The sequence below is a fragment of the Candidatus Hydrogenedentota bacterium genome (assembly GCA_012730045.1).
In the GTDB taxonomy this organism is placed as follows: Bacteria; Hydrogenedentota; Hydrogenedentia; order Hydrogenedentales; family CAITNO01; genus JAAYBR01.
This window is the reverse complement of sequence record JAAYBR010000143.1, coordinates 166,759-187,107: the sequence shown is the minus strand read 5'-3', so window position 1 is coordinate 187,107 and position 20,349 is coordinate 166,759. Positions and strand designations below refer to the sequence as shown.

Below are 20,349 nucleotides of genomic sequence, written 5' to 3'. Positions count from 1 at the left end.
GCGCGCGCGTCCCATTGCCATGCCTGACATCTCCCGGTTGGCCTCACGGGAAGCATACCATACCGACAGCTATATGTCAATAACAAACACTACCGCAAGCCCGCCTTTTGCCACAGGCTGCTAGGGTCTGGGGTTTAGGGTCTAGGAACTTTGCTCTGTAGCCTCGCTCTGCTTGCATCGGGGGGGGGAGTGCGATAATTGAGCGCCTCGCCGCGAGCGGGAATGTTGCTGAAGATCCAACAGAAGGAGGCTCTGTATGGGGATGCGTTCAGTTGTTCTTTCTGCCGTGGCCGTCGCGCTGTTGCTGACCGCCTGTGGTCCGGACAAGGCCGCGGCCCCTCTTCCCCGGTTCACGCAGGAGGAGATTGCCCAGTTCACCATCAAGCCCCGGGAAGGGTGGGGGCCGATCCCCTTTACCGCGTCCAGCGCGCAGATTGAGCAGGCGCTGGGGCCTACGGAGCGGAAGCTGCAAAAGAACGCGCTGGAGTACATGAGCCTGGGCATGGCGTTCACCGTCAATGACCGGGGCGGGATATCCCAGATGCTCTTTGGACGCGTCTGCGCCGAATCCGAGGACGACGCGCTGATCAAGGCCTGCCGGTACAAGACCCCGGAGGGGATCGGCATGCTGAGCGGGCGCGAACAGATCATCGCGGCCTACGGCGACCCCTCGAGCGCGCGGCCTCAGGGAGAGATGGAGGAGCTTCAATACCGCGAACTCGGAATGATCCTCACCCTGAGAAACGGCAAAGTCTTCCATATCAACCTGATTCCCAGGTAATCCCCGGTGCCCGGAGGTTTGACGTCCCCTTGTGGCGGGGCAAAGCGGAGGGCAAGGGAACCGTGTGTCTTGTGTCTTCACACTGCAAACTCCGGCGGCATTGGAGGTGTCCGTTCACCCATGGGACGCGCAGGACACAGGGCGTTTCGACAGGGGATTGCCGTGTCTGTCAGGGCGTTGGCGGGAACGAGATGGCTTCGCTTCGCTCGCCATGACGGGCATTTTCCCGTCATTGCGAAGGCGCGGAGCGCCTGAAGCAATCTCTTGCTCGCCCCGGCTACGGCTCTCACATCGTCTTGTCCGGCGATCCAGGCCTGTTCCCGCCGCTTGCAGCGGGGGCGGTCTGTGGGCTATATTTGAAGTTCGTGCCACGGACGGGCATGTGGGCTGAACCCTTAAACACAAGGAGACGGGAACATGAAGAAACTTGCGGTGATGTCGGTTGCGTTGTGCGTGCTTGCGGCGGTGATGACGGGCTGCGCCACGACGGCGAAGAAGAGCCCCGAGGACGCCATCAAGGACCAGATCGCGGCGTGGAAGGTGGCCATGGAGGCGCAGGACATTGACAAGGTCATGACCTTCTTCTCCGGCAACTTCGAGCACTATGACTGGAAGGACAAGGCGGGCGCGCAGTCCTTCCTGTCCGACGCCAAGGACATGGGCTACCTCGAGGGCGCCGAGATCCTCACCACGGACATGGAGATCAAGCTGGAAGGCGACAAGGCCACGGTGTACCCGATTGACGTGAACACCGTCGCGGGCTCCGTCACCCTGGAGCTGACGTTTGCGAACGAGGGCGGCAACTGGCTGGTGGTCGGCCTGGACGCCGCGGGCCTGTAATTCCCAGTCCCCACAGGAGTTTTCCGGGGCGGCGGGTGCGCGTCACTTGCCGCCCCGCGTTTTTTTACCGCAAAGGAAAGGCATAATCCATGAGCGAAAACGGCGCCGGGGGCGCGTGCCCCCCGAAGGTTCTGGCGGAACTGCGGGAGTTTTTGGCGATTCCCAGCGTGTCCACGCTGCCCGAGCACGCGGGCGACGTGCGCCGCACGGCGGAGTGGCTGTGTGACCGCCTGCGCGGGCTGGGCATGGACGCCGTGACCCTGCACGAGACGCCCCTGCATCCCATCGTGCGCGCCGAGTGGCTGAAGGCGGGGGACCGGCCAACGGTGCTGGTGTACGGACACTACGACGTGCAGCCCGTGGACCCGCTGAACGAGTGGGACAGCGGCCCCTTTGACGGCGACGTGCGCGGGGACTTCATCTACGCGCGCGGCGCGTCGGACATGAAGGGCCAGCTCTTCGCCCTGCTCAAGGGGCTGGAGGCCCTCCGCGACGCGGGCGAGGCCTACCCGGTCAACCTGAAGTTCCTGCTGGAGGGGGCGGAGGAGATCGGCTCGCAGCACCTGCCGGAATTCATGGACGCGAACAAGGAAATGCTCGCCTGCGACGTGGTCCTGAACTGCGACGCGGGGGTCCACGCGCCGGACACGCCGTCCATCGTGTACGCCCTGCGCGGCCTCGCCTATTTCGAGCTGGAGGTCCGCACCCTGGGCCACGACCTGCACAGCGGCCTCTTCGGCGGCTCGGTCCGCAACCCGATCCATGTGCTGGCGGAGACCCTCGCCGCCCTGCACGACGCCGACGGCCGGGTCACCCTGCCGCGCTTCTACGACCGCGTGCAGCCCCTGGACGCCGAGGAGCGCGCGCTCATCGGCGAGACGCCCTTCTCGCCGGAGGACTGGATGGCCATGACGGGCGCGGCGGCGCTCCAGGGCGAAAAGAGCTACACCACCATGGAGCGCGTGGGCGCGCGCCCCACGCTGGAGGTCAACGGCATCTGGGGCGGCTTCACCGGCCAGGGCGCCAAAACAGTCCTGCCCGCGCGGGCGTCGGCGAAACTCTCCATGCGCCTCGTGCCCGACCAGCGCCCGGAGGAGATGGAGGCCATGCTCCGCGACTTCCTCGCGGAGGCCCTTCCCAGAGACGTGTCCTGGGACCTCAAATGCCACTCTCTGGGGCCGGGCGCGGTGATGAACCGCAAATCGCCCTTCATGCGCGCCGCCGCGGACGCCCTGGAGGCGGCCTTCGGGAAGAAGCCCCTCTTCACGCGCGAGGGCGGCAGCGTGCCCGTGGTCGCCTTCTTCCAGCAGAAACTCGGCGTGGACTCGATCATGCTCGGCTTCGCCCTGCCGGACGACGGCATCCACGGCCCCAACGAGCGGCAGCACCTGCCCACGCTCATGCGCGGCGTGGGCGTGTACGCGGATTTCCTGCGCCGGGTCGGAACCCTCGGCGCTTAGCCCAAAGGAGACTGACCCCGTGAACGACAAGGAACTCTTCAGCGTCCGGCAGGCCCTTGTGCAGACCTGGCTGCGGGAGAAGGGGCTCGACGGCGTGCTGCTGTCGCGGCCCGACAACTTCGCCATGGCGACGGGCGGCCGCCGCAATTTCATCTGGACCCACGCGGATCTGGGCTCGAACGCGCTCTATGTCCCCCGCGAGGGCGCGGCCTGCTTCGTCGGCGACACCATCGAGAAGCCCCGCATCCTCGACGAGGAACTGGGCGTGCTGGGCTGCGGGGCCGTGGACTATGTCTGGTTCACCTCGACCCCGGCGCAGGCTGCGGCCGCGCGTTTTCAGGGGAAGAACGTCTCCGACGACGGCTCCCTCGGCCCGAACGTCCACGGCGATCTGGCCGTGCTGCGCGCCCTGCTCACGGAGGAGGAGCTGGGCAAGTACCGCGTGCTCGGCATGCTGGCGGCGGAAGCCATGACGGCGACCCTCGACGCGATTGAGGAGGGGATGCCCGAGGCGGACATTGCCGCCGCCCTCGCGCATGAGGGTGCCCTGCGCCGCTGCCAGGTGCCCGTGTCGCTGGTCGCCGCGGACGGCCGCATCGCCAGATACCGCCATCCGCTGCCCACCGTCGGCCCCCTCGTCGGCACGGGGCTCGACGAGGTCCGCGTGCGCGGCTATGTGATGGTCGTCGGCTGCTTCCTCCGCGAGGGGCTGGTGGTCTCCCTGACCCGCTTCAAGCGCGTCGGCGACCTCCCCCCGGGGATTGCGGACGCCTACGACCGCGTCTGCGCGGTGGACGCCCTGGTGCAGGAGGCCACCGTGCCGGGCCGCACGCTCGGCGAGGTGTTTGACGTCCTGCGCGACGCCTATGTCCGCATGGGCTTCCCGGAGAACGAGTGGCACAACCACCACCAGGGTGGCGCCACGGGCTACGCGGGCCGCACCTGCAAGGCCGTGCCGGGCTGCCCCTTCCCCGTGTTGGACACGTTCTGGCCCGCGAAGCTCAAGGCGCATTTCGGCCTCGACGTTCCCTTCGGATCGGCCTTCGCCTGGAACCCCTCCGGCGTCGGCGTGAAGTCCGAGGACACGTTTATCCTGCTGCCCGACGGCACCCGCGAGATCGTCTCGGAGACCTCGGCGCTGCCGCAGGTGCATCTGGACGAGCGGGTCGGCCGGCCCGTGGAGGCGGTCAAGTCGGGCATGGCGGAGTAGGGGGGAGGCATGACGCCCGCACTGGTCACCCTCACGACGGATTTCGGCACGCGCGACCCCTATGTCGCCGCGATGAAGGGCGTGCTGCTCCGGGGGTGTCCCGAGGTGACGGTGGTGGACCTGACCCACGAAATCGCGCCGCAGAACCTCGTGGAGGCCACCCTGTTCCTCGACGCCGCCCTGCCGGAGTTTCCGGCGGGCGCGGTGCATGTCGCCGTGGTGGACCCCGGCGTCGGCACAACGCGCCGCCCCCTGGCCGCGCGGGCGGGTGGGCACACGCTGGTCTTCCCCGACAACGGCCTGTGCTCGCTGTTCTTCCGGCGGACGCCGCCGGAGGCGGTGCATGTCATTGAGCGGTGCCCGCTATTTCCGCAACGCCGCGGGGCCACCTTTCATGGGCGCGACGTGTTCGCCCCCGCCGCCGCCTGGCTCGCCCTGGGGAATCCCGTGGAGAGCCTCGGCCCGCCTGCGGAGGAGCGCCCACTGCGGCTCTACCTCCCCGAACCCGCGAAGGATGCATCCGGAAGAATGTCCGGCGAGGTCCTGCATGTGGACCGATTCGGCAACGCCGTCACGAACCTCCCCGGCGGGGAGGAGCTCCGGGGGACCGTGGTCGTGGAGCTTCCCGGCGACCCCGTCCGCATCCCCGTCCGCCGCACCTACGGCGATGCCGACCCCGGCGGGCTGGTTGCCGTCACGGGCAGCACGGGCCGCCTGGAGGTGGCCCTGCGCGACGGCAGCGCCGCGCGCCGCCTGGGCCTCGGGACGGGCGCAAAGGTGTCGTTCGTCCCGGAGAGGGAGTGACGGTTAGGCGGCGATCTGCCTTCAAGGTAGACGCGGCATCTTGCCGCGTTCTTGGGGCCGTTGGTGGACCCGAAGAACGCGGCAAGATGCCGCGTCTACGATTTCGGCCACCCCGTCATGGCGAGCGAAGCGCGGCCATCTCGTGCCCGCCACAGCCCCGGTCACCCCGTCATGGCGAGCGAAGCGACGCCATCTCGTTCCCGCCAAGCCTTCCGCCGACGCGCTGCCGACAAGAGATTGCCTCAGTCGCTGGCGCTCCTTCGCAATGACGGTCCCCACCGGAAAGGGAATGACACCCCGGCGGTGTTTCTGCTACACTGCGCCCGCCGCGCCCCCGGCGCGTGAACAACCCCCGTTGGACTGGTTGGATGAGCATTCTCGGAACACAGGAACGCCCCCTGCGCGTGGCCGTGGTCGGCAGCGGCCCGAGCGGCTTCTTCGCCGCCGACCACCTGCTGAAGTCGCTGGTCGTGTGCGAGGTGAACCTCTTTGAGCGCCTGCCCGTGCCTTTCGGGCTGGTGCGCGGCGGCGTGGCCCCGGACCACCCGAAAATCCGAACGGTCACGAAGGTCTTCGAGCGCACGGCGGCCCACCCGCGCTTTGCGTTCTTTGGCAACGTGGAGATCGGGCGCGATATGTCGCTGGAGGAGCTGCGGAGCTTCCATGACGCCGTCATCCTCGCCTACGGCGCGGAGGCGGACCAGCGCATGGGCGTCCCCGGCGAGGACCTCCCCGGCAGCCACACTGCCACGGAGTTTGTCGGCTGGTACAACGCCCACCCGGACTTCCGCGACGCCCGCTTCGACCTCTCGAAGGAGACGGCGGTCATCGTCGGCGCGGGGAATGTCGCCCTCGACGTCGCCCGCATCCTGTGCCTGCCCCCGGAGGCCCTCGCGGCCACGGACATCGCCGGGCACGCCCTGGACGCCCTCGCCGAGAGCCGGGTCCGCGACGTGGTCCTGCTGGTCCGGCGCGGGCCCGCGCAGGTGAAGTTCACCCTCTCGGAACTGAAGGAGATCGGCGACATCCCCGGCTGCCAGCCGGTGGTGGACCCCGCGGAACTGGCGCTGAACCCTGAGAGCGTGGAGGAGATTACCACCCCCGAGCTGGCGCGCATCCTGGAGATTCTCGGGGAATTCGCCGCGCGCCCCGCCGACCCCGCCGCGCGGCGGCGCGTCCATTTCCGGTTCCTGGCCGGGCCGCACGCCCTGGAGGGCCACGGAGCCGTGGAGCGCATCCTGCTGGAGCGCAACCGTCTCGCCGGGCCCGCCTTCCACCAGAAGCCCTGGGCCACCGGCGAGACCTTTTCCCTCGACTGCGGCCTCGTGTTCCGCAGCATCGGCTACCGCGGCCTGCCCCTGCCGGGCGCGCCGTTCCACGACAAGGGCGGCGTGGTCCCCAACACCCTCGGCTGCGTCGAGGACAACGGCCGGACCGTGCCCGGCCTCTACGCCGCCGGATGGATCAAGCGCGGGCCCACGGGCGTCATCGGAACCAACAAAGCCGACAGCCTGGAGACTGTGAAGTCCGTCCTGACGGACACCGCCCGGCTCGCACCCTGCCCCGAACCGGACACGGAGGCCCTGCGCGCCCTCCTGCGCGCGCGCGGCGTGCGGGTCGTGTCCTTCACCGACTGGCGCGTCATTGACGCCGCCGAACAGGCCCGGGGCGCCGCCCTCGGGAAACCCCGCGAGCGCTTCACAAGCGTCGCGGAGATGCTGGCCGCGCTGGACAACGCCCCGCGCGCGGGAGGAGACACCGCATGAGCCTCACGGACTGGATCATCGGAATGCGCGAGAAGCGGCTGCGGAAGAAGTTCGCCGTCCTCGGCGACGGCGCGCGCTTCCTCGGCCTGCAGACGGAGATCAAGGGCAGGGTGGAGGCCGGGTCCGGCTGCTGCTTCGGCAACAACCTCGTCTTCCGCACCCACAAGGGCGGCGTCATCGTCCTCGGCGACAACGTCGAGATCGGCGACTACGCCCTCCTCCTCAGCAACAGCAACCTCCACATCGGCAATGGCGTCTTCATCGGCCCCCACTGCGTCCTCCGCGACACCAACCACCTCTTCCAGGGCACCGACGTCCACTGGCGCCTCACCCCCCACGTCACCGAGCCCATCACCGTCTGCGACAACGCCTACATCGGCGGCCGCGCCTACGTCATGCCCGGCGTCACCATCGGCGCCGACGCCGTCGTCGGCCCCGCCAGCGTCGTCACCAAGGACGTGCCCCCCGGCGAAATGTGGGCCGGCAGCCCTGCCCGCCTCATCGCCCACCGCACCGACCCCTCCAAACGCGCCAAATTCAAGCGCGACCTGGAACTCGCCGCCCTCTTCGGCCTCGACACCGCCGCCGAAGACCCGGCGGGCGGGCAGGAATAGGCGCCGGAAGCGCAGGAGTTGTCAATGGCCACCGGATGAGGACGTTATGCGTGAACGAAGAGGGCGCAGCAAGCAGCGCCCCTACATGCGCTCGCCGTGGGTCATAACAAGCACGCCTCTCGTAGGGGCGCTGCTTGCTGCGCCCTGGAGCGGACACGAAAACCCATACGTACCCGGCGCCCCGGGCCATTGCAGCGCAGCTATTGCGCGGCGTTGTAGTTGGTCACGCGGAGGGCGGCCTCTCCCTTCGGGAGGGCGTAGGCGGGCACGAACGCGGTGACGGCGCGGGTTTCGCCGGGGAGGAGGCTGAAGTAGTTTTCGGACCAGTAGGTGGGGCCGATCTCCAGGCCCGTGCCCGGAGCCGTGGCGGCCAGCTGCACCAGAAACGCCACATGGGGGGAGGGGTTGGACACGGCCGCCTCCAGCCGCAGGCCCTCCGCGTCGCGGGTCTGTTTCAGCTCCGCGGCCGGGGTGACCTTGGGCAGGTCCGCCAGGGCCTTGAAGTCCGCCATGCTCTTCGGCTCGACCTTGAAACCGCCGCCCAGCATCTCCAGATCGCGGCCGGGGATGTCCGGCGTCGCGGAGAGCCAGTAGAAGTTGTCCGACACCAATGCCCCGGCGGCGTCGCGCAGCTCCAGTTTCAGGAACCGGGGCGACCCGAGGGACTCCGGAACCTCCACGGCGAAGGCTTTCTTCACCTCATCGGCGCCGAGGTCCACAGCGGCCTCCTGCGCATTCCCCACCGGCGCGCCGTCGGTTCCGTAGAGCGCGGCAATGACCTTCAGTCCCTCCTTCGGCTCGTAGAAACTGTTGGTGACATAGACCTCCCCGTCGTTGTGGGCGTAGAGGGCGTGGACGGGGGCGCACGCCTTCTTCGCGCCGTAATAGGCGGCGGTGGCGCGTCCGTACCAGTCCACATACTGCCAGGTGAGGGCGGCGGGCCAGGCGGCGTTGTATTTCCAGGTGGTGATGCCCGTGGCGGCGTAGCGGTTCTTCCCGAAGGCCTCGAACATGCCGCGCGCGCTGTTGTAGTTCATGGCGTAGAGGCGGTTGCAGAAGGCCTCCAGGTCGGCGGGCGCGCCGTACTGGGCGTCCATCATCTGGAGGACGACGTTGAAGTACTCCGCGCCCTGGGTGACGGTGTGCAGGGACCACGCCTCGGTCTTCATGGCGGGCCAGAGCTGGTCGGCGGGCATCATCTGGCGCAGGCTGTCGCGGGGGGCGAGGATGCCGCCGATGCCGCCGGACTGGGCGAAGCCCCAGGCCACGTCCTGCTTCCGCTCCGTGAAGTAGTAGTGCGCGGGGCTGGCATAGGTCCAGAGCTCGCGCGTGCCCGTGCGCGTGCCGCCGGTCTTCTTGCGGGTCATGATGTTGAAGGTGCCGGAATGGGGCTGGTAGGTGCGGTTCACCCGGTGCTTTTCAATGAGGCCGCGGTAGCCCTCGTCCAGCGCCGGGGTGGGGAAGGTCTCGTCGTGGCCGAGGAAATGGGCGAGGCTGGGGTGGTTGCGGACGCGCAGCAGGGTGTCCTCGACGCAGGCAAGGGCGAGGGACTCGTCGGGGATGCTGCGGCCGAACAGCTGCTGCGTGGCCATGACGCCCAGCTCGTCGCAGAGGGAGTAGAAGTCCTCCGTCTCGCGGATGGAGAATCCCTCGGAGCGGAGCATGTTCAGGTTGGCCTCGCGGGCGTAGCGGATGAGGGTCTCGTAGCGGTCGCGGGACAGGTTGAGGAGCATGTCGGTCGTCATCCACGCGCCGCCCCGGATGAGGACCCGCCGCCCGTTGACCATGTAGTAGCGCCAGTTGTCGTCGTCAATGGCCGTGGTGATCTCGCGGATGCCGAAACGGGTGCGGACCTTGTCCCCCAGAATCAAGCCAAACTCGATGTCGTAGAGTTCCTGCGGGCCGAGGGGGTGGGGCCACCAGACGCGGGGGTTCTTCACCACCAGCGCGCCCCATTCCTCCGGACGGAAAAAGACCTCCCGGGTCTCGCCGCCCGCGAGGGACACCTCCTGCGCGAAAGCCAGGTCCTGGAACAGCACGGACACCGTGGTGGTGACGGGGTCGGGCGTGTTGTTCCGCGCGAAAACCGACGCGGTCAGGCGCGCCTCCTCCAGTCCCGGCAGCGCCAGCTTGGTCTCCACATAGGGGTTGCAGAGGGAAACGGCCCCCTGCACCCGCAGATAGACCGGCTGCCAGAGGCCCATGTTTCCGTCCGGGGGCTGGGGGTTGTGGTCGTCCCACCCGGTGGTCGCCTCGATCTGCTTCGTGCCGTACTTCTTGTCCGGCACCAGCCCCGGCGGGATGATCTCCACGGCAAGCACATGGGGGTTGAGGTTGTTCAACACCTGCTTCGTCACGTTGAACTCGAAGCGGCGGAACATGCCCTGGACCGTGTCCTCCCCGGCGATCTTCTCGCCGTCCAGCCAGATGTTCGCCTTGTAGTTCAGGCCGTCGAAGTGGAGGGTCACCTGCTCGTTCTCGCTGATGGCGGGCCCGGTGAACTCCGTGCGGAACCACCACGACGACCGGAAGGGGCTGTCATCGGCCATCCGCAGCCACGCGCCGTCCTGATAGCCGGGGATACTCTTCATGTTCACGCCGAAATAGGGGTCGGGATAGACGCCATTGTCCACCAGCGCGGACAGCACGGTCTTGGGCACCGTGGTGGGGTGCCACCCGGTGGTGTCGAACCCGGGGGAAGACAGGGCCGCGCCGTCGGCGGCCAGCCCGTCCGCCGTGTGCAGCCGCCAGTTGTCCCGCAGGGGAACGACAGGGTACTCGTCCGCCACGGCGGGAACGGCGCAAAGAACGGCAGACAGGGCGAACAGGACGCAGAAAAACCGGTGCATGGTCTGACCTCCCGGGGGTTGTGTCCCCATAAGACTCGCACAACGCCCGGAGAGTGTCAAACTATGGGACTGACGGCAAATCTTGGACAGGGGAACGAGGGAGGCGGCCGTGGTCCTTCCGACAAGAGGTTGCGTCACTACGTCCGCAATGACGGAGTGGCCGGCGGTTTCGTAATGAACCGGCGGTCAACCCGTCATGGCGAGCGACGCGAAGCCATCTCGTGCCCGCGAACAATGCACCGTTTGTGCCAGATCCCAACCAACTCTCAGGACTGGCCTGCCGGGGGCGGGTTGAAGGCCCGCCAGGTGGTGAACCCGCCGTTGATGTTTGCGGCGGCGAACCCGGCCTGGGTCAGGAGCCGGCAGGCGATGTAGGCGCGCAGGCCGACGCCGCAGTAGGCGGCAATGGCGCGGTCGCGGGGCAGCTCGTCCAGCCGGCCGGACAACTCGTCCACCGGGATGACCGTCGCGCCGGGGATCATCCCCAGGGCGGCCTCTTCGGGCTTGCGCACGTCCAGCAGGAAGGCGTCCCCGGGAATCGCATCGGGCTCCACCACGTCCATGTCGCCGCGCAGGATATTGGCCGCGACGAAGCCCGTCATGTTGACGCCGTGCTTGGCGGCGCCCCACTGCGGGGAATAGGCCAGCTCCAGCTCCTCCAGGTCGTAGACCGTGAGGCCGCCGCGCATGGCCGTGGCGATGGTGTCCACCACCACGTCCACCCCCTCGGCGCCCGTGGCCTGGACCCCGTAGATTTTCCCCTCGGGCGAGAAGAGCAGCTTGATGTCCACGGGATATGCGCCGGGATAGTATCCGGCGTGCTGGGAAGGGTGCAGGTACGCCCGGCGGTAGGGGAGGCCGAGGGCCTTCAACCGCTTCTCCGTCAGGCCAGTCTGTCCGGCGGCGACGTCGAAGACCTTGACGATGCTCGACCCCTGGATGCCAATGTATTCAGAGTCGCGGCCGCAAATGACATCCGCGGCAATGCGCCCCTGTCGGTTCGCCGGCCCCGCCAGCGGAATGGCCACCGGTTCCCCGCTGACCGTGCAGCGGCTCTGCACCGCGTCGCCCACGGCGTACACGTCCGGCGCGCTCGTGCGCATCCGCCCGTCCACAACAATGTGCCCGCGGGGGCCGGTCTCGATGCCCGCCGCGGCCGCCAGAGCCGACCGGGGCTTCACGCCGGCGCACATGCAGACCAGGTCCGCGTCCACGCGGGCGCCGGATTTCAGCGTGACCGCGCCGGGCTCAATCGCCGTGGCGGAATCGCCGAGGCGCGTGTCCACGCCGTAGATTTCGAGCTCCTGGAGCAGGGGGGCGGTCATCTCCTTGTCCATGGGCGCCAGCACCTGGTCCATCAGCTCAACAATCGTGATCTTGAGCCCCCGGGCGTGCAGGTTCTCGGCAAGTTCCAGGCCGATGAAGCCGCCGCCGATGATGCAGGCGGTCTTCGCGTTGGCGGCGGCCTCCGCAATGCGGTCCATGTCCGAAAGGTTGTTCAGCGCGTGGACATGCGACAGGTCCGCGCCCGGCACGGGCAGCCGGAGGGGCTCGGCCCCCGTGGCCAGCACCAGGGCGTCGTAGGCCTCCTCAAACTCCTCCCCGGAGCCCAGGGCGCGCACGCGCACGGTTTTCGCCGCCGTGTCCACAGCGGCGACCTCGTGGCGCGTGCGGATGTCCAGCCCGTAGCGGGCACTCAGGCCCGCCGGCGTCTGCACGGCCATTGCCGCACGGCTCCTGATCACGCCGCCAATGTAATACGGCATGCCGCAGTTGGCGAAGGAGACGTCGGGGCCCCTCTCGAACACCACCACCTCCACATCCCGGTCCAGCCGTTTGATGCGGGCCGCGCAGCTCATGCCCCCGGCCACTCCGCCGACCACCGCCACTTTCTTCTTCATGTCAGTGTTCTCCCTTGACCAGCAGTTAAAGTCGAAAACGTCCCGTCTACTTGGTGTATTCCCGGCCCTGCGTCACCCTTTGAATGGTTGGAGGCGTTTCCGGGACAGTGACCGGTGGGGGCGGATGGCAGCCCCGGTGAAACCCCGAATTGCGCTTAACAGTCGTAGTTCGGGTAAGATTACCCTTTCCACCCGTGGATTCAGGATACTCCATGTTCTTGCGCCCTTCACATGCACACCGCAACGACCGCGCCGCGCGGGCGCTTGCGGCCCTGCTGATTCCCGTTCTGCTGGGCACCCCGGGATGCTCCACCAAGCGCATGGTGGAGAAGGCGGACCGGGAAGCCTATGGAATCATCCGGGAAAAGACGGGCGAGGTGCCCGGAATGGACCCCGAGTTCACCATTGAGCAGACCTTGGACGATGGCATCCTGGACACGCTTCCCAAGGTGGAGGAGAACGATGCGGGGCTCGGCGAGGGAATGCGCGACGAGCGCGGCTGGCCCGTGGTCAGCCTGGAGCAGGCGCTGCACCTTGCGGTGAGCCGCAACCGCACCTACCAGGGCCGCAAGGAGTCCCTCTACCTCCAGGCGCTCCGGCTCACGCTGGCCCGGCACGAGTTCGACCCGATCTTCTCCGGGCGCGGGTCGGCCGCCTACAACCGCACCACGCGCGACGTGGTGACGGACAGCGACTTCGCCGCGGCACTCAAGGCCTACCGCCAGAGCGTGCCGGAGCTGGAAGCCCTCACGAACACCCCAGGCGCCCTCCTGCGGTCGTATGCCGACCTCGTGGAGGCGTCGGGCGACCTCGCCGGGCTCAACGACCCCGAGACCCACATTGTGGACGAGCGCAGTGTGGACGGGCAGGCCTCCGTGGGCGTGAGCCTGCTCGCGGCGGGCGGCGCCCGGATCGCCGTGGGGCTCACCTCCAACTTCCTGCGCTATCTCACGGGCCTGCCCCGGGAGCAGAGCTCGTCCACCCTGACGGCGGAGATCACGCAGCCCCTGCTGCGGGGCGCGGGGTCCGCCGTGACACTCGAGAACCTGACGCAGGCGGAGCGCGACGTCCTCTACGCCCTGCGCGAGTTCACCCAGTACCGCAAGGACTTCACGGTGGAAGTCTGCTCGGACTACTACGACATCCTCCAGCGCCGCGAGATCATCCGCAACACCTGGAGCGGCCTCCAGGGCTTCCGGCAGAGCGTCGAGCGGCAGAAGGCCTTCGTGGAGGAGGGGCTGAGCCGCCCCGCCGACCTGGGCCGCCTGCGCCAGGCGCAGTTGGAAAACGAAAACGGCTACACCAACGCCGTGCGGCAGTATTATCAGGATCTGGACCGCTTCAAGATCACGCTGGGCCTCTCGACGGACACCAACCTCCGGCTGGACGACGCGGAACTGACGGCCCTGCGGGAGGGCGGACTGCTGCACCCGAAGATCGCCTCCGAGGACGCCGTGCGCGTCGCCCTGGAGGCGCGGCTGGACCTGCAGAACGCCCGCGACGCCGCGGAGGACGCCGAACGCCGCCTGCGGGTCGCGCAGAACAGCCTTCTGCCGCGTCTGGACCTCGTGGGAAGCGCCTCGGTGAAGTCGGTGGGCAACAACGACTGGGACGACCTGGACTTCCGGCGCATGGTGTGGAGCGCGGGCCTGGACGTGGACCCGGTGTTCGACCGCAAGGCCATCCGGAACGCCTACCGCTCCGCGGTGATCAGCCGGGAAAGCGCCCTGCGCGAGCGCAGCCTCGCCGAGGACAACGTGAAACTGGGCGTGCAGGCGTCCTGGCGCAACCTGGAGCAGGCCCGGCAGAGCCACGAAATCGCGCTGGAAAGCGTGCACCTGAGCGAGCGCCGCGTCGAGGAGCAGGACCTCCTTGCGGAGCTGGGCATGGCCACCGCCCAGGACCAGGTGGACGCGCGCAACGACCTCATCAAATCCCAGAACTCGCTGACGGCGGCCGTCATCGGCCACACGGTCGCGCGCCTCCAGTTCTGGAAAGACATGGGCATCCTTTACATCAAGAAGGACGGCCGCTGGGAGGAAGTGACGGATCATGCCGCCCCAACAACCGAATAGCCCCCCCCGAAAACGGAAACTGCGCCGCTGGCTCGCCGCCGCGCTCGTCCTCGGCCTGCTCGGCTACGCGGGATGGCGGCTGGCCTCCCGCGAGCTCGCGCCGCAGTCCTCCACCGCCGCCACCTTCCGCGTGGTGCGCGGACCCCTGGACGTGACCGTGGTCGAGGGCGGAAGCGTCGAGGCCAAGGACAAGCTGGAAATCCTCTGCGAGGTGCAGGGCGCCACCAAGATCCTCTCCATCGTGGACGAGGGGAAGATGATCACCCCGGAGGACGTCGAGAAGGGGCTGGTGCTGATCGAGCTGGACTCCAAGCAGCTTCTCGACCAGCAGGTCTCGCAGGAGCTGGACTTCCAGACCTCCCTCGCCGCCCTCACGCGCGCCAAGGAACAGTACGACATCCAGCTCATAGACAACGAGAGCACCATCAAGGCGGCCGAACTCGCCGTGAAGTTCGCGAAAATGGACCTGGCCGCCTATGTCGGCGAGGAGCTGGCGGCGAAAATCGTCGCCGAGGCCCAGACGATTGAGGAGGCCGCCCGTCTGCTTGCCGAACAGAACGGATCCTCCCAGGCTCCGGAAAGTGGCGGCCCGTCCGCGGCCGCCCCCGGAAGTTCGGATGCCCCGCAGGAGGAGGAAACCGCGCAGGAGGCCGCACAGGCGCCGGCCGAGCCACCGGAGCCGGCCGAGCCACCGGAGCCGGTCGAGGTGCCGGAGCCGGTCGAGGCGCTGGAGCCGGTCGCGCCCCCCATAGATGTCATGGCCATCGTGAAACTGGACAACCTGGGGGACGGCGAGGCCCGCCAGAAAATCCGGGGACTTGAGAACGACCTGGTCCTGGCCGACCAGGATCTCAGCCTGGCCCAGGTGAAACTGGAGGGGACAAAGCGGCTCTTTGAGAAGGAGTTTGTAACCAAGAACCAGCTTGACAGCGACCAGGCCGCTTATGACCGCAAGGTGATCGCCCTCGAAACCGCCCAGACCAGCAAGGAGCTCTTCACCAAGTACGCCTTCCCGAAGATGGTGGAGAAGCTGGTTTCCGACTATCAGGAAACCCTGCGCAAGCTGCGCCGGGACGAGCGCATGGCCATCTCGCGGACGGCGCAGGAGGAGGCCGACCGCGTCTCCGCAGAGGCCCGGCACCTCCTTCAGACGCGCAAGCGCGAGGAAATCGCCGAACAGATCGAGAAGTGCGTCATCCGCGCCGTGAAGCCGGGGCTGGTCATCTACGGCACCGGGCAGAGCTCCTACCGCGAGGAGATCATCGAGGCGGGCGCCAACGTGCGCGAGCGCCAGGTGCTGATCACGATTCCCGACATGAGCGTGCTCGCCCTCACCGTCAAGGTCCATGAGTCCGTCGTGCAGCAGGTGAAATCCGGACAGAAAGTTCGGGTCCGTGTGGACGCGTTCCCCGCCGAGACCCTCACGGGCGTGGTCCACTCCATCGCCCCGCTTCCGGACACCTCAAACCGCTGGATGAACCCCGATGTCAAGGTCTATGAGACAAAGGTCTACCTTGACGAGGCCCCCAAATGGCTGCGGCCCGGCATGAGCGCCGAGGCCGAAATCCTCGTGGAGCGCCACGAAAACGTGCTCCAGACGCCCATTCAGGCCGTCAGCATCCGCAACGAACGCCAGGTGTGCTTTGTCAAGACCGCCCTCGGGGTCGAGGAGCGCCCCGTGGAAACGGGCGCCATGGGCCTTACCATGGCGGAGATCAAGAGCGGGGTGGAGGAGGGGGACACGGTCCTGCTGCGGGCGCCCGCCCTCCCGGGGGGCGCCGCAGCGCCGGGGGAAAAGGAAGGAAAGAGCGCGGAGGAAGGGAAGAGGGGAGGCAAAGACAAGGCGGAAAAGGCAACGCGAGAGAAACGCCCGGAATCCGGCGGAACCCCCGAAAAACCGGCGGAGCAATGATGCAGGCGGAAACCATGGTGGAGCTTCAGCGGGTCACCAAGACCTACCGCATGGGGTCGGTGTCCTTCAACGCCCTCGACGACGTCTCCCTCGTGGTCGAGAAGGGCGAGTACGCCGCCATCATGGGGCCCTCCGGCTGCGGCAAGTCCACCATGCTCAACCTGCTCGGCTGCCTCGACCGCCCCACCGCCGGGAAGTACCTCCTGGACGGGCTGGATGTCTCCACCCTCAACGACGACGACCTGTCCACCGTGCGCGGGGCCTGCCTCGGGTTCATCTTCCAGTCCTACAACCTGGTCCAGCAGCTCAACGTGGTCGAGAACATCGAGGTGCCCCTGTACTACCAGGGCCGCCACCCCGACGAGAGCCGAGGGATCGCCGTCGCCCTCGCGGAGCGCGTGGGGCTGGGGGAGCGGGTCTACCACAAGCCCTTCGAGCTGTCCGGCGGCCAGCAGCAGCGCGTGGGCATCGCCCGCGCCCTGGCCAACTCCCCGCTGGTCCTCATGGCCGACGAGCCGACGGGCAACCTGGACTCCCGGTCGGGACAGGAGATCCTGGCGCTTTTCGACGAGCTGCACGGGCAGGGCATGACGATCATCATGGTCACGCACGACGAGGGCATCGGCGCGCGCGCCCAGCGCGTGATCCGCCTGCGCGACGGGCGCGTGGAGGAGGACCGCCGCAATGGCTGACATCGGCGAACTCCTCCACACCCGCGGCCGCCTGTCGCTCCGCGTCAGCTCCCCCTGGCGCACCGTGCGCCTGGGATTCAAGAGCCTGTGGATGCACCGCCTGCGCAGCCTGCTCACCGTGCTGGGCATCGTGTTCGGCGTCTGCTCCGTCATCGCCATGCTCGCCGTCGGCGAGGGTGCCAGCTACGAGGCCCAGGAGCAGATCCGGCGCCTCGGCAGCAGCAACATCCTCCTCAAGAGCGTCAAGCCCTCGGAGGAGCAGAAGGTCTCCGCCCAGCGGAGCTATGTGAGCGAGTACGGCCTCACCTACGACGACATGGCCCGCGTCCGCGACAGCATCCCCGGCGTCACCGTGGTCGTCCCCGGCCGGGTGATCCGCCAGCGGGTCTGGAACGCAACGCAGAAGATGGACGCCGAAATCGTCGGCACCGTGCCCTGGTACCCCGAGATGCGGAACCTCTCCCTGCTGGAGGGGCGCTACTTCACCGAGACGGAGATGCGCTCGCACCACAACGTGTGCGTCCTCAGCGAGCCCCTGGTCGCGGGCCTGTTTCCCCTGAGCCCGCCCATCGGCGGGCGCGTGCGCGTGGGCAGCGACTACTACGTGGTCATCGGCGTCATCAGCCAGGAGGCCGCCGGCCCCGCCGCCGCCGCCCCGGGAAACGGGGAGGGCGGCCCCTCGAAACCGGGGGAGTCCTCGGCCACTCCGCGCGCGTACATCCCCCTGAGCACCGCGAAGTCCCACTTCGGCGAGGTGCTCATCCGCCGCAGCACGGGCAGCTTCGAGGCCGAGCGGGTCGAGCTGCATGAGGCCATCATCAAGGTGGACTCGCAGGACGAGGTGGAGGAGACGGCCCGGGTCGTCGCCGAAATCCTCTCCCGCCACCACAAAAAGGCCGACTGGGAAATGCTGGTGCCCCTGGAGCTGCTGCGGCAGGCCGAGCGCACCAAGCAAATCTTCAACACCGTGCTGGGCGCCATCGCCGCCATCTCCCTCATCGTCGGCGGCATCGGCATCATGAACATCATGCTTGCCACGGTCACCGAGCGCACCCGGGAAATCGGCATCCGCCGCGCCCTGGGCGCCAAGAAGCGCGACATCGTCGTCCAGTTCCTCGTCGAGACCGTCATCCTCTCCGGGTCCGGCGGGCTGGTCGGCGTGGCGCTGGGCCTGGTCATCCCCTGGTTCATTTCGCGCTTCGCGGAAATGGCCACCATCGTCACGCCCTGGGCGCCCATGATCGCCTTCTCCATCTCCGTCTCCATCGGCATCATCTTCGGCATCTACCCGGCCCTGCGCGCCGCCAACATGGACCCCGTCGAGGCGCTGCGCCACGAGTGACGGGACGGGGCGCGGGCTGTGCTATTCTTGAGACCCGACGCAACCGAGAGGATCCGCCGATGAGAGTCTCCCGAAACCGGTCGTCCGTCTTCGCCCTGTGCGCGCTCGCCGTGCTCGCGGCCCCCTGCGGGTTCGCGGAGCCGGCCAATAACTGGCACGAGGACGCCTTCTTCGGCCTGCACTACGACCTCCACCCCGGCGCCACCGACACCGAGCTCGGCCGGGAGTCCACCTACGATCACATCCGGGCCATGCTGGAGAAGGTCAAGCCCGATTTCGTGCAGTACGACTGCAAGGGGCATCCCGGCTATTCGGGATACCCCACCAAGGTCGGGGCCCCCTCGCCGGGCATCGTCGGTGACGCGCTGAAGGTGTGGCGCGAGGTCACCCGCGACATGGGCATCCCGCTCTCCATCCACTTCTCCGGCGTGTGGGACTCGCGGGCCATCGAGCTTCACCCCGAATGGGCGCGGATCAACGCCCAGGGGAAACCGGACCCCAACTACACCAGCCGGCTCAGCGCCTACGATGACGAGTACATGATCCCGCAGCTCCTGGAGGTGGTGCGGGAGTACGACATTGACGGGATGTGGATTGACGGCGAAAACTGGGCCAGCCAGCCCGACTGGAGCGAGGCCTGCCAGAAGGCCTTCACGGAGAAGACGGGCATCGCCGAAATCCCCCGCAAGGCGGACGACCCCCACTGGCACGAGTGGCTGGCCTTCCAACGGGAGCTCTTCGTCAACCACGTCACCCGGTATGTGGACGCGGTCCACGCCCTGAAGCCCACCTGCATGGTCACCAGCAACTGGATGTACAGCGTGCGGATGCCGGAGGCCGTTGTCTCCCCCATTGACTACCTCAGCGGCGACTTCGACCCCTCCTTCGGCGCGGAGCGCGCCATGGCCGAGGGCCGCTTCATCAGCAGCCGCGGCAAGCCCTGGGACCTCATGGCCTGGGCCTTCCTCCAGACCGGCAACCAGGGCTGGACCATGAAGAACGCGGAGCACCTCTGCCAGGAGCTGTCCACCGTCCTGGCGCAGGGCGGCTCGGTGTTCATCTACGACAACCCCCACCGCTCCGGACGCCTCACGGAGTGGCACCAGGACATTCTCGCGGACGTGGCGAAGTTCTGCCGCCAGCGCCAGGAATACTGCCACAAGTCCGAGACCATCCCCCAGGTCGCCATCCTCCACAGCGAGACGGCCTACTACCTCCACAACGACCCGCTGTTCAACTTCGCGCAGGCCAACCGGGCCATGGAGGGCGCGCTGCACGCCGTGCTCGAAAACGGCCTGAGCGCGGACATCCTGAACGAGGACACGCTGCTGAAACGCCTCTCCGAATACCCGGTGGTCATCATTCCCGAGGCAGTCGAGGTGTCGGACGCCGTCCGCCAGGCCCTGCCGGGCTACGTGGAGAACGGCGGACGCCTGCTGCTCACGGGCGCGCAGGTCGCCGAGCAGTACGGCGCCGTCTCGGGCGTGGAGAAGCGGGGCAAGCCGGAGGAGGGGGGATGGCTGCCCGTCGGCGGCGAGGCCGTCAACGTGTCGGGGCCCTACCAGGCCGTCACCCTGAAGGACGCCGAGGCGCTCGCGCTCATGTTGAACGAGCGGGAGCCCGCCCTGAACGCCCGCGCGGACTTCCCCGCGGCCACCCGCCGCCGGGTGGGCAGGGGCGCCGTCGTCGCCGTCCACGGGCCGGTTTTCCGGTGCTATTACGAGTCCCATTACCCCGCCCTGCGCCGCTTCATCGGCGAAATGGTCGCCGCCCTGAACCCCGCGCCGATGGCGCGGGTGGACGGCCCCTGGTGGGTCGAGATGGCCGCCCGCAAGAAGGACGGCCGCACGCTCATCCAGCTGGTCAACCGGTCCGTCGGCGGCTACCTGTCCCCCAGCCGCCACATGGCGGAGTCCGTACCCGACACGGGCCCCTTCACCGTCACCGTTCCCCTCGCCGAAAAACCGGCCAGGGTCTTCCTCGCCCCCGACGACAAGGGGCTGGACTGGTCCTGGGACGGCGGCCTGCTCACCGCCAAAATTGGCGGGCTGGGCATCCACAACGCGCTTGTGATCGAACCCGGCGCGCCGGGTTCCTGAGAAC

The 20,349-nt window shown here is 68.0% G+C and carries 14 protein-coding genes; 12 read left to right on the top strand and 2 right to left on the bottom strand.

The genetic code is table 11. The features are described 5' to 3' along the window. Positions 1 to 262: 262 nt before the first annotated feature. The 7 genes from GXY15_16040 to GXY15_16010 all read left to right on the top strand — a co-directional run bounded on the left by GXY15_16040 (position 263) and on the right by GXY15_16010 (position 7,475). Complete coding sequence (locus GXY15_16040; protein ID NLV42722.1) at positions 263 to 781, top strand: hypothetical protein; 519 nt, start codon at positions 263 to 265, stop codon at positions 779 to 781. 417 nt (positions 782 to 1,198) lie between these two features. Next, complete coding sequence (locus GXY15_16035; protein ID NLV42721.1) at positions 1,199 to 1,621, top strand: hypothetical protein; 423 nt, start codon at positions 1,199 to 1,201, stop codon at positions 1,619 to 1,621. A gap of 89 nt (positions 1,622 to 1,710) precedes the next feature. Then, positions 1,711 to 3,081 (top strand): dipeptidase, encoded by a 1,371-nt coding sequence (locus GXY15_16030; protein NLV42720.1) that lies wholly within the window; start codon positions 1,711 to 1,713, stop codon positions 3,079 to 3,081. 19 nt (positions 3,082 to 3,100) lie between these two features. Beyond that, entirely contained in the window at positions 3,101 to 4,291 is a 1,191-nt protein-coding gene (locus GXY15_16025) for a hypothetical protein (GenBank protein ID NLV42719.1), read from the top strand. Between the two features lie 9 nt (positions 4,292 to 4,300). Next, complete coding sequence (locus tag GXY15_16020; GenBank protein NLV42718.1) at positions 4,301 to 5,095, top strand: SAM-dependent chlorinase/fluorinase; 795 nt, start codon at positions 4,301 to 4,303, stop codon at positions 5,093 to 5,095. A 368-nt stretch (positions 5,096 to 5,463) separates the two neighbouring features. Beyond that, a complete protein-coding gene (locus tag GXY15_16015) occupies positions 5,464 to 6,861 on the top strand; it encodes an FAD-dependent oxidoreductase (protein NLV42717.1) in 1,398 nt (465 codons plus the stop codon). After that, a complete protein-coding gene (locus tag GXY15_16010; protein NLV42716.1) occupies positions 6,858 to 7,475 on the top strand; it encodes an acyltransferase in 618 nt (205 codons plus the stop codon). Before GXY15_16015 ends, GXY15_16010 begins: the two co-directional genes overlap by 4 nt. Positions 7,476 to 7,675: 200 nt before the next feature. Here GXY15_16010 and GXY15_16005 read toward each other — a convergent pair whose 3' ends face one another. Continuing rightward, positions 7,676 to 10,324 carry a hypothetical protein gene (locus GXY15_16005; GenBank protein NLV42715.1) on the bottom strand — a complete coding sequence of 883 codons (2,649 nt, stop codon included), beginning with the start codon at positions 10,322 to 10,324 and terminating at the stop codon, positions 7,676 to 7,678. 266 nt (positions 10,325 to 10,590) lie between these two features. Beyond that, entirely contained in the window at positions 10,591 to 12,225 is a 1,635-nt protein-coding gene (locus GXY15_16000; GenBank protein ID NLV42714.1) for an FAD-dependent oxidoreductase, read from the bottom strand. 218 nt (positions 12,226 to 12,443) lie between these two features. Between GXY15_16000 and GXY15_15995 the strand changes: the two genes are divergently transcribed. From GXY15_15995 to GXY15_15975, 5 genes are read left to right on the top strand one after another with little or no spacing between them, the layout of a single operon-like run. Further along, complete coding sequence (locus GXY15_15995; protein ID NLV42713.1) at positions 12,444 to 14,300, top strand: TolC family protein; 1,857 nt, start codon at positions 12,444 to 12,446, stop codon at positions 14,298 to 14,300. Continuing rightward, positions 14,278 to 16,212, top strand: coding sequence for an HlyD family efflux transporter periplasmic adaptor subunit (locus tag GXY15_15990; GenBank protein NLV42712.1), 1,935 nt, complete (start codon positions 14,278 to 14,280; stop codon positions 16,210 to 16,212). The genes GXY15_15995 and GXY15_15990 overlap by 23 nt, the downstream gene beginning before the upstream one ends. A gap of 14 nt (positions 16,213 to 16,226) precedes the next feature. After that, entirely contained in the window at positions 16,227 to 16,904 is a 678-nt protein-coding gene (locus GXY15_15985) for an ABC transporter ATP-binding protein (protein ID NLV42711.1), read from the top strand. Beyond that, positions 16,897 to 18,246: an FtsX-like permease family protein gene (locus GXY15_15980; protein ID NLV42710.1), complete on the top strand. Its 1,350-nt coding sequence runs from the start codon at positions 16,897 to 16,899 to the stop codon at positions 18,244 to 18,246. The genes GXY15_15985 and GXY15_15980 overlap by 8 nt, the downstream gene beginning before the upstream one ends. Positions 18,247 to 18,305: 59 nt before the next feature. After that, positions 18,306 to 20,345, top strand: a complete 2,040-nt coding sequence (locus GXY15_15975; GenBank protein NLV42709.1) for a hypothetical protein — start codon at positions 18,306 to 18,308, stop codon at positions 20,343 to 20,345. Positions 20,346 to 20,349: the final 4 nt, after the last annotated feature.

Coding starts and splice junctions, on each gene's coding strand:
- GXY15_16020 (NLV42718.1), top strand. CDS start 4,301: ATGACGCCCGCACTGGTCACCCTCACGACGGATTTCGGCACGCGCGAC.
- GXY15_16035 (NLV42721.1), top strand. CDS start 1,199: ATGAAGAAACTTGCGGTGATGTCGGTTGCGTTGTGCGTGCTTGCGGCG.
- GXY15_16030 (NLV42720.1), top strand. CDS start 1,711: ATGAGCGAAAACGGCGCCGGGGGCGCGTGCCCCCCGAAGGTTCTGGCG.
- GXY15_16040 (NLV42722.1), top strand. CDS start 263: ATGCGTTCAGTTGTTCTTTCTGCCGTGGCCGTCGCGCTGTTGCTGACC.
- GXY15_16005 (NLV42715.1), bottom strand. CDS start 10,324: ATGCACCGGTTTTTCTGCGTCCTGTTCGCCCTGTCTGCCGTTCTTTGC.
- GXY15_15990 (NLV42712.1), top strand. CDS start 14,278: ATGCCGCCCCAACAACCGAATAGCCCCCCCCGAAAACGGAAACTGCGC.
- GXY15_16000 (NLV42714.1), bottom strand. CDS start 12,225: ATGAAGAAGAAAGTGGCGGTGGTCGGCGGAGTGGCCGGGGGCATGAGC.
- GXY15_15985 (NLV42711.1), top strand. CDS start 16,227: ATGGTGGAGCTTCAGCGGGTCACCAAGACCTACCGCATGGGGTCGGTG.
- GXY15_15975 (NLV42709.1), top strand. CDS start 18,306: ATGAGAGTCTCCCGAAACCGGTCGTCCGTCTTCGCCCTGTGCGCGCTC.
- GXY15_15980 (NLV42710.1), top strand. CDS start 16,897: ATGGCTGACATCGGCGAACTCCTCCACACCCGCGGCCGCCTGTCGCTC.
- GXY15_16015 (NLV42717.1), top strand. CDS start 5,464: ATGAGCATTCTCGGAACACAGGAACGCCCCCTGCGCGTGGCCGTGGTC.
- GXY15_16010 (NLV42716.1), top strand. CDS start 6,858: ATGAGCCTCACGGACTGGATCATCGGAATGCGCGAGAAGCGGCTGCGG.